Origin of the sequence: Streptomyces sp. NPDC091287 (assembly GCF_044768525.1) — a bacterium.
Classification (GTDB): Bacteria; Actinomycetota; Actinomycetes; order Streptomycetales; family Streptomycetaceae; genus Streptomyces.
In genome coordinates this window covers 31457-44914 of sequence record NZ_JBIVUV010000003.1, presented here as the reverse complement: position 1 = coordinate 44914, position 13458 = coordinate 31457, and the positions used below count along the sequence as shown (strand labels likewise).

The window sequence follows — 13458 nt, the reverse complement described above, 5'->3', positions numbered from 1 at the left end:
CTCCCGGTCCGCCTCTCCGTCCCTCACCCCGCCCGGCGGCCCAGGACGAAGCGTCCCCCGGCCGACGCGCCCGGGACCAGCGTCCCCGCCGCGGCGGCGAGCGCCACCGCCCCCGCGATCACCCCGTAGTGCACCGGTGGGAGATACGGAGCCGTGCCCGCCACCGAGACGGCGAACGCGGTCAGCGGGACCGCGGCCACCGCCGTGCCGATCACCAGCCCGGCGAACGTGACCAGGCCGGTCTCCAGCACCAGCATCCGCCGTAGCTGCCGACGGCCCGTGCCGACCATCCGCAGCAGCCGGAACTCGCCCCGGCGGCCGATCGTGATCAGCGCCAGCGTGCTCACCACCGCCAGCAGCGCGAAGCCGCCGATCACCCCGACGCCGATGACGATCACGGCGTTGTCCCCGTCCGACACCGGAGGAGCGATCGCCACGTCATCGCCCGTGGCGGCCCGCACCGCGACCCCGCCGCCGTACGGAGCCAGCGCCTCCCGCACCGCGGCCGCCTGGTCCCCACCGGACGCGGCCCCGGTCCGGATCAGCACGACCTGGTCCCGCGCGGCCGAGACATGGCCCGCCAGCGCCTCGCGCGGGAAGAGGAACTCGCCCAGGCCCAGCTCGTGTTCGTACACCGCGACGACCCGTGGCTCCACCCGCGTACCGTCGCCGAGCCGCAGCGCGACCCGGTCCCCGGGGCCGACGTCCAGGCTCTTCGCCCGGTCCGCCCCGACCGCGACGGCGTCCCGCCCCGTGAGCCGGTCCAGATCACCCGCCGTGACGCCGGGATCGAGCGTGCCCGACAGACCGCGCGCCTCCACGCCCAGCACGGGCAGCCGCGTCAGCACCGGCTCCCCGGCCTGCCGGTCGGCCAGGACGACCGCCGAACGCAGCACCCCGGTCGCCGCCGTGACCCCCGGAGCCTCCCGTACCGCCCGGGCCGCCCCGGCGGGCAGCCCCGCCCCGCCGCCCGTCGCCACCAGGTCCGCCCGCAGTGCGGCGGACGCCTGGTGGCCGGAGGCCCGCTCCATCGTCGGCCCCGAGGCGAGCTGTACGCAGACGAACGCGACCACCAGCACGATCGGGGTGAACGCGGTGGCGAGCCGCCGGGTGTGCGCCGAGGCGGCCCGCTCGGCCAGGAACCCCGAGACCCCGCCCACCCGGCGCAGCGGACGGCCCAGCGCACCCAGGACGATCCGGGAGATCCGGGGCCCCAGCAGGGCGACCGCGATCACCAGGGACATCGCCGCGCCCGAGGCGGCGGCGCCCGCCGCCTGACCGCTCTGCGTCGTCGCGACCCCCGCCGAGCTGATCCCGGCGAAGGCCAGCACGACCCCCGCCACCGTACGGAACCGTCCCGGCTCGCTCGGCTCGTCCGCCGTCGCCGCACCCAGCGCGGCGGCCGGCCGCAGCCGGGTGATGGACCGGGCGGCGAGCATCGCGACCGGCCGCGCGAGCAGCGCGACCAGCAGCCCGCCGGTCAGGGCCGCGGCGGGCGGCAGCCACCACGGCATGGCCCGTCGCCCTGCTGGTGGACGGCATCGCGCTGTCCGTCGTGGGACTGGTGGACCGGCGGCGGGCCGACGAGTACGGCATCGAGCCGCCCGACCGGCCGGGCTGGGCACTGCGCTGGCACCCGGTGCTGGCCGACCTCTCGGCGGGCTGGACCATGGCGCTGCTCGCCCCGCCGCCCGCCGCCGAACTCACCGAGCGGATCGCCCACCTCACCGAGAGCCGGGCCGGCGCGGTCGCCGCGCACGGGGCCGAACTGCGACGCATCGAGCGGGACCTGCACGACGGCGCCCAGGCCAGGATCGTCGCCCTGTCGATGCGGATCGGGCTCGCCAAACAGCTCCTCGACCGCGATCCGGCCGCCGCGCGGGCCCGCCTGGACGAAGCACAGGACGGGGCCGAAGCCGCGCTCGCCGAGCTGCGGCACGTGGTGCGCGGCATCCACCCGCCGGTCCTCACCGACCGTGGACTGGCCGGTGCGGTACGGGCGTTGGCCGCCGATGTCGCCGTACCCGTCACGGCGGTCCTGGACGGGGTGGAGGACGGGCGGCGGCTGCCCGCCGCGATCGAGGCCGCCGCCTACTTCGTGGTCGCCGAGGCGCTCACCAACATCAGCAAGCACAGCGGCGCCACCGCCGCCCGGGTCCGCATCGACCGGCCCCCCGGTCTCCTGCGGGTGACCATCGGCGACGATGGTCGCGGCGGCGCGGACGAACGCGCCGGCAGCGGGCTGGTGGGCATCCGGCGGCGGGTCGCCGCGCTGGACGGCGCCACCCGCGTCAGCAGCCCCGCCGGGGGGCCGACGGACATCGAAGTGGAGCTGCCGTGCGGATCGTGATCGCCGAGGACAACGCCCTCCTGCGCGAGGGTCTGGTCCTCCTGCTCACCAGCTCAGGACACGAGGTGGTGGCCGATGCCGCGGCCGGCCCGGAGATCCTGCCCGCCCTGCTCGAACACCGCCCGGACGTCGCCGTGCTGGACGTACGGCTGCCGCCCACCTTCCGCGACGAGGGGCTGCGGGCCGCGATCGCCGCCCGCGCCGAGCTGCCCGACCTGCCGATCCTGGTCCTCTCGCAGTACGTCGAGGAGACGTACGCCGCCGAGCTGCTCGCCCGGGGCGCCCGGGGCATCGGCTACCTGCTCAAGGACCGGGTGGGCCGGGTCGAGCAGTTCCTGGAGGCCCTGGACCGGGTGGCGGCGGGCGGCACCGCGCTCGACCCGGAGGTCGTCACCCAGCTCCTCACCCGCAGGTCCTCGGCGGGCCCGCTCCAGAGTCTCACCGCCCGCGAGCGCGAGGTTCTGGAACACATGGCGCAGGGCAAGGCGAATGCCACCATCGCCGCCGAACTCACCGTCTCCGAACGGGCGGTGAGCAAGCACATCGGCTCGATCTTCGCCAAGCTCGGCCTGGAGCCGGACGACGGCGCCGTCCACCGCCGCGTCCTCGCGGTGCTGGCCTACCTGGAGGGCCGGGACGGGTTCACCCCGTGAGGGGGCCGCACCGGGGGTGAGCGGGTCAGGCGGCCGGCTGGAGCAGGTCCCAGCGGTTGCCGTAGAGGTCCTCGAAGACCGCGACGGAGCCGTACGTCTCGTGCCGGGGCTCCTCCAGGAACCGCACCCCGGCCGCCACCATCCGGGCGTGGTCGGCCGCGAAGTCCTCGGTGTGCAGGAAGAAGCCGACCCGGCCGCCCGTCTGCGCCCCCACCGCCCTGCTCTGGACCTCGTCCTTCGCGCGGGCCAGCAGCAATCCCGTGCCGGACGCGGACCCGCGCGGGCGCACCACCACCCAGCGGGTGCCGTCGCCCCGGTCGGTGTCCTCCACCAGCTCGAAGCCGAGCGCGTCGCGGTAGTGGGCGAGGGCCTCGTCGTAGTCGCGGACGACCAGGGTGACCAGGGCGATGTGGGACATGGCGGGGGAGTCCTTCCAGCGATGAGGTTATACGTAACACTACCGCCGGAGCTCCCAGCCGCCGCACAATGCCCCGCATGGACATCGTGGACGGCACGACCACCGGCGGCCGGGCCGCGCTGACGGACCGGGCCCGCGCGCTCGCGGACGCCGGACAGCGACGGATCCTCGGGATCGCGGGCCCGCCCGGAGTCGGGAAGTCCACTCTGGCGGAACGGCTCGTCGCGGCCCTGGACGGACGCGCCGCCCTCGTCCCCATGGACGGCTTCCACCTCGCCGCCGCCGAGCTGGCCCGCCTCGGCCGCGCCGACCGCAAGGGCGCCCCCGACACCTTCGACGCGGCCGGGTACGCGGCCCTGCTGCGGCGGCTGCGCGCACCGGACCCGCTGCACGCGGTCTACGCCCCGGCCTTCGACCGGTCCCTGGAGGAGCCGGTCGCGGGTTCGCTGCCCGTACCGCCGGACGTCCCGCTCGTCGTCACCGAGGGGAACTACCTGCTGCTCGACGACGGCCCCTGGGCCCCGGTGCGCGCCCTGCTGGACGAGGTGTGGTTCCTGGACCTCGACCCGGAGGCGCGGGTGCGCCGGCTCGTCGACCGCCATGTCCGCCACGGCAGGCCCCGGCGGCGCGCGGAGGAGTGGGTGGCCCGGTCCGACGAGGCGAACGCCCGGCTGGTGGAGCGGGGCCGGGACCGGGCGGACCTGATCGTGCGCCTCTGACCCGCGGTCGTTCCCGACGGCGCCCGCGGTCGTTCCCGACGGCGCCCGCTGGTCGTTCCCGACGGTCCGCCGGGCGTCTCTGACGGTCCGCCGGGCGTCTCTGACGGCCCGTCGGGCGCTTCCGACGACCCGCCGGGCGTTCCCGACGACCGACACGCTCCGGCAAGCCGGTCGCGCATGCCCCGCCGGGCGGGCAGGATGCTGTGTGCCGTGTCGCACCGCCAGGAGGCCCTGATGTCCAGCCCGAGCCCGTCCGCCCAGCAGTCCGCCCCGCCGCCCTTCACCGCCGACGACTACCGGGCCCGCATGGTGCGCGCCGCCGAGTCCGCCGCCGAGGCCGGGCTCGCCGGGGTGATCGTCGCGCCGGGCCCCGACCTCGTCCACCTCACCGGCTACCGCCCCGTGAGCACCGAACGCCTCACGCTCCTCGTGCTGCGGGCCGGCCAGGACCCGGTCCTGGTGGTCCCGACCCTGGAGGCCCCCGACGCGGCCGCCGCCACCGGGGCGCCCGCCCTCACCCTGCGGGACTGGACCGACGGCAAGGACCCGTACGCGGTGACCGCCCCGCTGCTGGACGCCGAGGGCCGCTTCGGCGTCAGCGACAACGCCTGGGCGATGCATCTGCTCGGCCTCCAGCGGGAGCTGCCCGGCACCTCCTACACCGCGCTCACCGAAGCGCTCCCGATGCTCCGCGCGGTGAAGGACGCCGCCGAGCTGGAACGGCTCACCGCCGCCGGGGCCGCCGCGGACGCCACGTACGAGGAGATCCTCAAGGTGCGCTTCTCCGGCCGCCGCGAGGTCGACGTGGCCACCGATCTGGCGGCCCTGCTCCGCGAGTTCGGACACTCCCAGGTCGACTTCACCGTCGTCGGCTCCGGCCCCAACGGGGCCAACCCGCACCACGAGGCCGGGGCACGCACCATCGAGCGCGGCGACATGGTCGTCCTCGACTTCGGCGGCCTCAAGCACGGCTACGGCTCCGACACCTCCCGTACGGTCCACGTCGGCGAGCCCACCGCCGAGGAGCAGCGCGTCCACGACATCGTCCGCGAGGCCCAGCAGGCGGGCTGTGCCGCCGTCCGGCCCGGCGTCGCCTGCCAGGAGATCGACCGGGCCGCCCGCGCGGTGATCACCGAATTCGGCTACGGGGAACGGTTCATCCACCGCACCGGCCACGGCATCGGCGTCACCACCCACGAGCCGCCCTACATGATCGAGGGCGAGGAGCAGCCGCTGGTGCCCGGCATGTGCTTCTCCGTGGAGCCGGGCATCTACCTCCCGGGCCGCTTCGGGGTCCGGATCGAGGACATCGTGGCCGTCACCGAGGACGGCGGGCGGCGGCTCAACACCACCGCCCGCGAACTGGCCGTCGTCGAGTAGGCGGCCCCGGGCCTCCCCGGCTCAGTCGTCGCGCGGCTCCCGGTCACGGAAGCGGTGCAGGACGTCGTACGGGTAGGGCAGCGGCCGGGCGCTCGCCGCGTCCAGCCGCTCGGCCTGCTCCGCCGTCAGCTCCCAGCCCGCCGCGCCGAGACTGTCGGCCAGCTGCTCCGCCGTCCGGGCCCCGACGATCGGCGCGGTGACGCCGGGCCGGCCGAGCAGCCAGCGCAGCGCGGTCTGCGCCGGGGTGCGGCCCGCCTCCTCGGCCACCGCGACGACCGCCTCCACGACCCGCCAGGTCTCCTCGTTGTCCCGCTCCCGCCAGGCCTCCCGGCCCAGCTCCTCCTGGTAGCGGGCCTCCCGGGTGCCCGGTGCGGCGGAGGTCATCCCGCGCCGGTACTTGCCGGTCAGCCAACCGCCCTGGAGCGGGCTCCACGGGATGATGCCGACGCCCTCCGCCGCGCTGACGGGGACCAGCTCCCACTCGATCTCGCGCGCCAGCAGGTTGTACAGCGGCTGGAGGGACACGTACCGCTCCCAGCCGTTCCGGTCCGCGAGGTCCTGGGAGCGCTGGAGCTGGGAGGCGGAGACGTTGCTCGCGCCCAGGTAGCGGACCTTGCCCGCCTTCACCAGCGTGTCCAGGGTGGAGAGGGTCTCCTCGACCGGTGTCGTCGCGTCCCACACATGCGTCTGGTACAGGTCGATGTGGTCCGTGCCGAGGCGGCGCAGGCTCGCCTCCACCGCCGACACGATGTGCTTGCGGCTCAGCCCGCCCGCGTTCGGGGACTCGCCCATCGTCCCGAACACCTTGGTGGCGATGACGAGATCGTCGCGTCTGCGGCCCTTGAGCCACCGGCCGACGATCTCCTCGGAGACGCCCTGGTTGTACACGTCGGCGGTGTCGACGAACGTGCCGCCCGCCTCCGTGAACGTGTCGAGGATCCGATAGGCGGCCGCCTCGTCGGTGTCCTGGCCGAACGTCATCGTGCCCAGGCACAGTTCACTGACGCGCAGCCCCGAACGCCCCAGGAATCGCTGCTTCATGGTGTTCCTCTCGTGGTTTCGTGCGCTACCCGGAACGCTACGAGTTGAAGTGCACGCGAAGGCAAGAGAACTGACCGTCCGTCGATGTCGATCAGTCGTCGGCCAGTACCACGCACGACTCCGGCGGCAGATGCAGTACGCCGTCCGCCCCCGGGACCTCCACCGGCTCCCAGGCCGCCAACACCTGCCCACCGAAACGCCGTTGGCGTCCGGAGCCCAGCGGGATGGCGGCCGGCCTGTCCGCGAGGTTCACCGCGATCCGCAGGTCGCCCCTGCGGTACGCCAGCCAGCGCGCGTCCTCGTCGAACGCTGTCTTCACCGAGGCCAGGTCGGGATCGTGCAGATCCGGCAACGTACGCCGCAGCGCGATCAGTTCGCGGTACCAGGCGAGCAGCCGTGCGTGCGGTTCGCGCTCCGGCTCGGACCAGTCGAGACAGGACCGGTCCCGGGTCGCCGGGTCCTGGGGGTCGGGGATCTCCTCCCGGTCCCAGCCGTGCGCGCCGAACTCCCGCCGCCTGCCGTCGCGTACGGCCTCGGCCAGCTCCGGATCCGTGTGGTCGGTGAAGAACTGCCAGGGGGTCCGCGCCCCCCACTCCTCGCCCATGAAGAGCATCGGCGTGAACGGGCCCGACAGCACCAAGGCCGCCGCGCAGGCCTGGAGACCGGGGGTCAGGGAAGTGGCCAGCCGGTCGCCGAGCGCCCGGTTGCCGATCTGGTCGTGCGTCTGCGCGTAGCCCACGAAGCGGTGGGCCGGGGTGCGCGTCACGTCGACCGGGCGGCCGTGGGTGCGGCCCCGGAAGCTGGAGAAGGTCCCGTTGTGGAAGAACCCGGACGTCACCGTCTTGGCGAGAGCGGCGAGCGGAGCGCGGGCGAAGTCGGCGTAGTAGCCCTGGGACTCGCCAGTGAGCGCGGTGTGCAGGGCATGGTGGAAGTCGTCGTTCCACTGCGCGTGCAGCCCGAGACCGCCGGCCGGACGGGGGGTCGTGGTGCGCGGGTCGCAGAGGTCGGACTCGGCGATCAGCGCGAGCGGCCTGCCCACCTCGACCGCCAGCGCGTCGACCGCCGCCGACAGCTCCTCCAGGAAGGTGAGCGCCCGGGTGTCGGCCAGCGCGTGCACCGCGTCGAGCCGCAGCCCGTCGAGCCGGTAGTCGCGCAGCCAGGCCAGGGCGCTGCCCAGCAGGAACGCCCGCACCTCGTCGGAGCCCGGCGCGTCCAGGTTGACCGCCGCGCCCCACGGGGTGTGGTGGGTGTCGGTGAAGTACGGGCCGAAGGCGGGCAGGTGGTTCCCGGACGGGCCCAGGTGGTTGTGGACGACGTCCAGGACCACCCCGAGCCCCAGCCCGTGCGCCATGTCGACAAAGCGCTTCAGCCCCTCGGGTCCGCCGTACGGCTCGTGCACCGCCCACAGCGAGACGCCCTCGTACCCCCAGCCGTTGACGCCCGGGAACGGGCAGACGGGCATCAGCGACACATGGGTGACGCCCAGCTCGGCCAGATGGCCCAGCCGTGCCGCCGCCGCGTCGAAGGTGCCCTCGGGGGTGTACGTCCCCACGTGCAGCTCGTACAGCACCGCGCGGTTCAGCCGCCGCCCCGCCCACGCCTCGCGCCAGGCGTACGCCTCCTGGTCGACGACCGCGCTCGGGCCGTCGGGCCCGTCCGGCTGACGCCGCGAACGGGGGTCCGGCAGCAGGGGGCCCTCGTCCAGCCGGAACCCGTACCGGACCCCGTCCGAGGCCTCCGCCTCGGCCGTCCACCACCCCTCGCGCGCCGCATCGCGCTCCATCGGGCGCCGGACGTCCGCCGCCTCCAGAGCGACCGAGTCCGCCTCGGGGGCCCACACCTCGAACTGCATCCACCACTCCTCGTCCCTGGGCGGGGCGCGCGGCCGCCCGCGGGCGGGCTCCACGATCCACGCGACAGGCTCTGTTGCCGCCCGTCACCGGCGATTAAGGTCTGGTCCTGATCATTGCCCGGAGAGGCACCCGCTCATACGGATACCGCTCACACGTACTGGTTCTGCTGACACGTACCGGTTCTGCTCGTACGTACGGCTGCTGGAGGCCGCGATGACCCTGCCGATGTTCCCTCCCGGCTTCCTCTGGGGAGCCTCCGCCTCCGCCTTCCAGACCGAGGGGGCGGTGGACGCGGACGGCAAGGGTCCCTCCGGCTGGGACGCCTTCGCCGCGCTGCCCGGCCGGATCAAGGACGGCACCGACACCACCCGGGGCACCGGATTCCACGCCCGATACCGCGAGGACGTCGCCCTGCTGGCCGGCCTCGGCGCCGACGCCTTCCGGTTCTCCGTCAGCTGGCCCCGCGTGGTGCCCGGCGGCAGCGGAGCCGTCAACGCCGACGGGCTCGACTTCTACGACCGGCTCGTCGACGAGCTCTGCGCCCACGGCATCACCCCCGCTCCGACCCTCTACCACTGGGACACCCCGCTCCCGCTGGAGGAGGCGGGCGGCTGGCTCGACCGGGACACCGCCTACCGCTTCGCCGAGTACGCGGGCATCGTCGCCGAACGCCTCGCCGACCGCGTCCCCATGTGGATCACGGTCAACGAGCCCGCCGAGGTCACGATGCTCGGCTACGCGCTGGGCGAGCACGCCCCCGGCCGCACCCTCCTCTTCGACGCCCTGCCCGCCGCCCACCACCAGCTCCTCGCCCACGGCCTCGCCGTCCGCGCCCTGCGCGCGGCGGGCGCGGACAACATCGGCGTCGCCCTCTCGCACGCCCCGGTGTGGACGGCGGGCGACACGGACGAGGACCGCCTCGGAGCGGAGCTGTACGACACCCTCACCAACTGGCTCTTCGCCGACCCGGTCCTCACCGGCCGCTACCCGGACGAGAACCTCGCCGCGCTGATGCCGGGCCCGGTCGCCGACGACCTCAAGGTCATCTCCACCCCGCTCGACTGGTACGGCGTGAACTACTACAACCCCACCCTCGTCGGAGCGCCCAGGCCCGAGGCGCTCGACACCTTCTCCGGCTTCGCGATGCCCGCTGAACTCCCCTTCGGCATAAGGGAGATCGAAGGGTACGAGAAGACCGGCTTCGGCTGGCCCGTGGTCCCCGAGGGGCTGACCGAGATCGTCACCGCGCTCCACACCCGCTACGGCGACCGCCTCCCGCCGCTGTACATCACCGAGAACGGCTGCGCCCTGGAGGAGCCCCACGCCGACGACCGCCGCATCGCCTATCTGGAGAGCCACCTGAGGGCCCTGCGCGCGGCGATGGACGCCGGGGTGGACGTGCGCGGCTACTTCACCTGGTCGCTCACCGACAACGTCGAGTGGACGGAGGGCGCCTCGCAGCGGTTCGGCCTGATCCACATCGACTACGAGACCCTGACCCGTACGCCCAAGCGGTCCTACGCCTGGTACCGCGACCTGATCCGCGCACAGAAGGCACAGAAGCGGAATCCGGCGGTCGAGGGGGCTTACGCGGCTCCCCCCGAATGATCAATACTCCCGCCACGGTCGCTTCATGGTGGTCCCGGGCCCAGCTGGGGATCACTGGCCACCCGCATCCGTTCCCGGCTGGGCCCCACCCCACGTTCCCGCCGCCGAACTCCCGGCGGCGGGCCGGCGCGCGCCGCTGGGCTGGACCTCGTACGCGGGGTGGTACGAGAACGAGCTCCGCTTCCCCGGCTCCCCGGTCGCCGCCCACCACCGTGCCACCTACGGCACCCGCCCCTGCGCGACAAGCACGCGTCCGACGACGACTGACTAGGGCCTGTCCGGCGGATCGTTCAGAGGAAGAGTTCCCGGGCTCGACGGGCCACCTCGTCCGGCGTGAGGTCCTCCAGGTGTGTGAGGAAGACCCAGATGTGGCCGTAGGGGTCCTTCAACATGGTCGTGCGGTCGCCATGGAACTGGTCGGCCGGTGGCTGCAGGAGTTCCGCACCGGCCGCGGTGGCCTGCCGCGCCAGAGCATCGACGTCATCGATGAAGACGTGCAGGCCCACGGTGGTGCCACCGACAGCCGTCGGTGCGCTGAAGAGCGGCCCCTCGGCGTCGCCCAGCATGATGGTGGAGCCCTGAATCTTGACCTCGGCGTGCACGATGCGTCCGTCCGGGCCGCCGAGGCGGAACAGCTCTTCGGCGCCGAAGGCTCGGGTGTAGAAGTCGATCGCGTCCGCGGCGCCGTCGACCATGATGTGGGCGACGACGGCGTTGCGGTAGGTCTCGGGAATGGCGGTCTCGGTCATGGGAACTGCCTCCTTGGGTGGCTGCTGCCGATGGCCTTGAAGGTAGAAGCTGAACCATGCTTGAGGTCAAGCGTGGATCAATGGGCACAGGGCCTTGACCTCAACCGAGCTTGAGGTCGGACGATCTCCTGACATGGTCCGCGAGAAGCGGAGCTCGGGGATGAAGGACAGGCCAATGGAGACAGTGACCGAATGGATCAGGAAGAACGCCCATGTGCTCGTGAACAGGAAACCTGACGAGCCACTGGACGATCTGCGGCCGCTCGCCCCACTGGTGCGGGACGCCAGGATCGTGGCGCTTGGAGCAGCTGCCCGACAGGCACGCGAATTGTCGGACGTGGCGCATCGCATCGTGCGGTTGCTGGTGGAAGAAGAGGGGTTCCGCTCCCTTGCATTGGAGGGCGACGACCCCGGTCGCCTCGGCCTGGACGTCTATGTCGCCACCGGCGATGGAGACCCTCGTGCATTGCTGGCAAAGGCACGGTCGTTCTGGCAGACCGCCGAGATCCTCGACCTCGTCCACTGGATGCGGTCCTACAATAAGCGTCACCCAGGCGACCCGGTACGTTTCGCGCGGTTCCCTGCTGAACCGGTGCGGCATACCACGCGGCTCGATGGTCTGGCCGGACTGGAACGCACGCTGGCCGACGGTGTGAGCTGGTGGCAGCAGCTCACCGGCGACAAGGTCGTCTACTGGGGCGGTATGGCACACACCGCCGTCGGCGCCCCTCGTACCGTGTCCCCCTCCGAGCCCCTGGAGTCGCATCAGAATATGGGCGGATACCTGCGTGAACGACTGGGACTGGACTACCGGTCCGTGGGCCTGACTGTGGCGCATGGTTCGATCGGCCAGCCACTGCCCACTCCACGTCCGCACTTCGTCGACAGCCTGCTGCATGCGGCCGCCGAAAACAGGGCGGGATACATTCTGGATCTGGCCACATCGCAACCCGAGCCGATCCGCCGCCTCCTGGACGCCCCGACGCGCACGCGGTTGATCGGCCCGTTCTACGACCCCCGGGATGATGCGGCCTACCACATGTCGGGCGGGTCACTCGCGAGCTGGTTCGACGTCGTCGTCCACACGCAAGAGGTGACACCGTCCCGGCCCCTGCCCTGAAGGCTGCGTCCTCGCCGTACTCGGCGACGTAGGCAGTGGCTTCGTACGCGACAGTGAGCAGCGTTTTGACAGCAGTTCCCCGGGTGGTGTGCCAGCCGGAGCGGTGGGGGTTCTTCGACGTGGTGGGCGAGTTCGCCGAAGCCGTACGGGCCGAGGGCCTGCGCTTCGGCGTCTACTACTCCGGCGGGCTCGACCGGACCTTCGACGACCGGGACCGCCGGACGGTGGCGCAGGGCGAGGGCTTCGTCCCGCGCACACCGCCCGTCTTCGACTTCCGCACCCCCGGAGCACGCCCGCTACGAGGGCTCCGCCCCGTACGAGATCACCCGGGGCGTCGATCACAGCTTCGGCTACAACCGGGCCTCGGGGGGCGGCGCCTTCATCGGCCGCGAGGCACTCACCTCACTGCTTCGCGACACGGCGGCCGACGGCGGGAATGTCCTGCTCAACGTGGGGCCGCGCGGCGAGGACGCGACGATCCCCGCCGAGCAGCGCCTCCGCCCGGACTGGCTGGCCGAGAGGCCGGGGCCCTCACGCCAGATGGACCCATTCCTGGGTGACCGGGTACCCGGCGCGGGCGAACGCGGCGGCCATCGGCACGTTCCCCTGGTCCGTCGCGCCCGCGACGAACTCGGCGCCCTGCTCGACCAGGAAGCGCGTGCACTCCACCAGCAGGTCGTAGCCGTAGCCGTGCCCGCGCGCCTCGGGGACGACCCCGATGAAGCCGACGCACGGCCCGGACGGGTTGTGCGCGGGCACGTGGAGGCCCGCCACCTCACCGTCCGGCGTGTACGCGAGCTGCCACCACTCCCTCGGCGAGGGGCACCAGTGGAAGAAGTCCAACTCCTCCTGGGCCGCCGCGTCCAGACCTCCGGGGCCCTCGATGGCCTTGCGGGCGTGGGCGTCCAGCGTCGCCGAGTGGACCCGGCGCAGGACGTCGAGGATGACGGCGTCGTCCGGCTCCGGGCGGTAGGTGAGCCGGCCCGTCCGCTCGGGCAGCGGGCAGCCGGGGGTCCACCGATAGCGGTAGCGCTCGACCAGCGGCTTCATCCCGGCCGCCGTCGCGGCGGCGATCCGCGCTTCGACGGCGGCCCGCACCGCCGGGTCGTCCCGCCACCCGGCGGGTGCGATCACCTCGTACTCCTTGTCGAACGGGGCCCGGCGCAGGAGTTCGGCGCCCGCCTCCGCCTCCCCGTCCGCGAAGTCGAACCAGTTGAGCACGACGGGCTCAATGTCGTCGGGCCCGCCCCACCAGGCGGCCCTGGCGATCACGGTGTTGTCGCGCAGCGCGACCCAGGACCAGTCGGGGCGGTACTCGCCGCCGTCGGCCGTCGAGGTGTACGCGTGACCGAAGGCGGCCCGGCCGACGTGGGGGCTGTCCGGGAACGTGGTGAAGAGTGCGGCGTCGCTCGGCGTGAGCGCGCGGATGACCAGATCGGTCATGGAAATGTCCTCCAGGGACGGAATGCCGCGCTCCCGGTCAGACGAGGTCCGACACCGCCCGGCGGACGGGGCGGGAGCGCGAAAGTGACGTACTGCGGATGGTGGTGCGGCTGTTCCTGCGCAC

Annotated in this window: 11 protein-coding genes and 3 pseudogenes; 8 read left to right on the top strand and 6 right to left on the bottom strand. The window is 73.2% G+C overall.

Translation table 11 applies throughout. The annotated features are described in order from the left end of the window. Positions 1 to 23: 23 nt before the first annotated feature. Entirely contained in the window at positions 24 to 1514 is a 1491-nt protein-coding gene (locus ACIQRW_RS05050; RefSeq protein WP_403754557.1) for an FtsX-like permease family protein, read from the bottom strand. Between ACIQRW_RS05050 and ACIQRW_RS05045 the strand changes: the two are divergent. Both ACIQRW_RS05045 and ACIQRW_RS05040 read left to right on the top strand, forming a co-directional pair. Further along, a pseudogene (locus ACIQRW_RS05045) lies at positions 1514 to 2350 on the top strand (sensor histidine kinase); the annotation flags it as partial. The gene ACIQRW_RS05050 and the pseudogene ACIQRW_RS05045 sit on opposite strands and share 1 nt — an antisense overlap. Next, positions 2338 to 3003 (top strand): LuxR C-terminal-related transcriptional regulator, encoded by a 666-nt coding sequence (locus tag ACIQRW_RS05040; RefSeq protein WP_403754554.1) that lies wholly within the window; start codon positions 2338 to 2340, stop codon positions 3001 to 3003. The pseudogene ACIQRW_RS05045 and the gene ACIQRW_RS05040, both read left to right, overlap by 13 nt. Before the next feature lie 25 nt (positions 3004 to 3028). On the opposite strand, the gene ACIQRW_RS05035 is transcribed toward ACIQRW_RS05040, so the two are convergent. Beyond that, a complete protein-coding gene (locus ACIQRW_RS05035) occupies positions 3029 to 3421 on the bottom strand; it encodes a VOC family protein (protein WP_403754551.1) in 393 nt (130 codons plus the stop codon). A 77-nt stretch (positions 3422 to 3498) separates the two neighbouring features. On the opposite strand from ACIQRW_RS05035, the gene ACIQRW_RS05030 reads away from it, so the two are divergent. Then, positions 3499 to 4140, top strand: coding sequence for a nucleoside/nucleotide kinase family protein (locus ACIQRW_RS05030; protein WP_403754549.1), 642 nt, complete (start codon positions 3499 to 3501; stop codon positions 4138 to 4140). A 234-nt stretch (positions 4141 to 4374) separates the two neighbouring features. Further along, a complete protein-coding gene (locus tag ACIQRW_RS05025; protein ID WP_403754546.1) occupies positions 4375 to 5520 on the top strand; it encodes a M24 family metallopeptidase in 1146 nt (381 codons plus the stop codon). A 21-nt stretch (positions 5521 to 5541) separates the two neighbouring features. Here ACIQRW_RS05025 and ACIQRW_RS05020 read toward each other — a convergent pair whose 3' ends face one another. Together ACIQRW_RS05020 and treZ are read right to left on the bottom strand one after the other, a co-directional pair. Then, positions 5542 to 6561 carry an aldo/keto reductase gene (locus ACIQRW_RS05020; protein WP_403754543.1) on the bottom strand — a complete coding sequence of 340 codons (1020 nt, stop codon included), beginning with the start codon at positions 6559 to 6561 and terminating at the stop codon, positions 5542 to 5544. Between the two features lie 91 nt (positions 6562 to 6652). Continuing rightward, a complete protein-coding gene (gene treZ, locus ACIQRW_RS05015; RefSeq protein ID WP_403754540.1) occupies positions 6653 to 8413 on the bottom strand; it encodes a malto-oligosyltrehalose trehalohydrolase in 1761 nt (586 codons plus the stop codon). Between the two features lie 214 nt (positions 8414 to 8627). On the opposite strand from treZ, the gene ACIQRW_RS05010 reads away from it, so the two are divergent. After that, positions 8628 to 10022, top strand: a complete 1395-nt coding sequence (locus tag ACIQRW_RS05010) for a GH1 family beta-glucosidase (RefSeq protein WP_403754537.1) — start codon at positions 8628 to 8630, stop codon at positions 10020 to 10022. Further along, positions 9938 to 10257: pseudogene (locus ACIQRW_RS05005) on the top strand (alpha-L-fucosidase); the annotation flags it as partial. The gene ACIQRW_RS05010 and the pseudogene ACIQRW_RS05005, both read left to right, overlap by 85 nt. Positions 10258 to 10312: 55 nt before the next feature. On the opposite strand, the gene ACIQRW_RS05000 reads toward ACIQRW_RS05005, so the two are convergent. Further along, positions 10313 to 10771, bottom strand: coding sequence for a VOC family protein (locus ACIQRW_RS05000; protein ID WP_403754534.1), 459 nt, complete (start codon positions 10769 to 10771; stop codon positions 10313 to 10315). A 175-nt stretch (positions 10772 to 10946) separates the two neighbouring features. On the opposite strand from ACIQRW_RS05000, the gene ACIQRW_RS04995 reads away from it, so the two are divergent. Both ACIQRW_RS04995 and ACIQRW_RS04990 read left to right on the top strand, forming a co-directional pair. Next, positions 10947 to 11891: an erythromycin esterase family protein gene (locus tag ACIQRW_RS04995; protein WP_403754531.1), complete on the top strand. Its 945-nt coding sequence runs from the start codon at positions 10947 to 10949 to the stop codon at positions 11889 to 11891. Positions 11892 to 11968: 77 nt separating this feature from the next. Then, a pseudogene (locus tag ACIQRW_RS04990) lies at positions 11969 to 12451 on the top strand (alpha-L-fucosidase); the annotation flags it as partial. Here ACIQRW_RS04990 and ACIQRW_RS04985 read toward each other — a convergent pair. After that, on the bottom strand, positions 12423 to 13334 hold the full coding sequence (locus ACIQRW_RS04985; RefSeq protein WP_403754528.1) for a GNAT family N-acetyltransferase: 912 nt from the start codon (positions 13332 to 13334) through the stop codon (positions 12423 to 12425). The pseudogene ACIQRW_RS04990 and the gene ACIQRW_RS04985 sit on opposite strands and share 29 nt — an antisense overlap. Positions 13335 to 13458: the final 124 nt, after the last annotated feature.

What these genes read in the sequence shown, in the direction of transcription:
- ACIQRW_RS05050 (WP_403754557.1), bottom strand. Translation starts at nt 1,514, where the DNA reads ATGCCGTGGTGGCTGCCGCCCGCCGCGGCCCTGACCGGCGGGCTGCTG.
- ACIQRW_RS05035 (WP_403754551.1), bottom strand. Translation starts at nt 3,421, where the DNA reads ATGTCCCACATCGCCCTGGTCACCCTGGTCGTCCGCGACTACGACGAG.
- ACIQRW_RS05030 (WP_403754549.1), top strand. Translation starts at nt 3,499, where the DNA reads ATGGACATCGTGGACGGCACGACCACCGGCGGCCGGGCCGCGCTGACG.
- ACIQRW_RS05025 (WP_403754546.1), top strand. Translation starts at nt 4,375, where the DNA reads ATGTCCAGCCCGAGCCCGTCCGCCCAGCAGTCCGCCCCGCCGCCCTTC.
- ACIQRW_RS05020 (WP_403754543.1), bottom strand. Translation starts at nt 6,561, where the DNA reads ATGAAGCAGCGATTCCTGGGGCGTTCGGGGCTGCGCGTCAGTGAACTG.
- treZ (WP_403754540.1), bottom strand. Translation starts at nt 8,413, where the DNA reads ATGCAGTTCGAGGTGTGGGCCCCCGAGGCGGACTCGGTCGCTCTGGAG.
- ACIQRW_RS05010 (WP_403754537.1), top strand. Translation starts at nt 8,628, where the DNA reads ATGACCCTGCCGATGTTCCCTCCCGGCTTCCTCTGGGGAGCCTCCGCC.
- ACIQRW_RS05000 (WP_403754534.1), bottom strand. Translation starts at nt 10,771, where the DNA reads ATGACCGAGACCGCCATTCCCGAGACCTACCGCAACGCCGTCGTCGCC.
- ACIQRW_RS04995 (WP_403754531.1), top strand. Translation starts at nt 10,947, where the DNA reads ATGGAGACAGTGACCGAATGGATCAGGAAGAACGCCCATGTGCTCGTG.
- ACIQRW_RS04985 (WP_403754528.1), bottom strand. Translation starts at nt 13,334, where the DNA reads ATGACCGATCTGGTCATCCGCGCGCTCACGCCGAGCGACGCCGCACTC.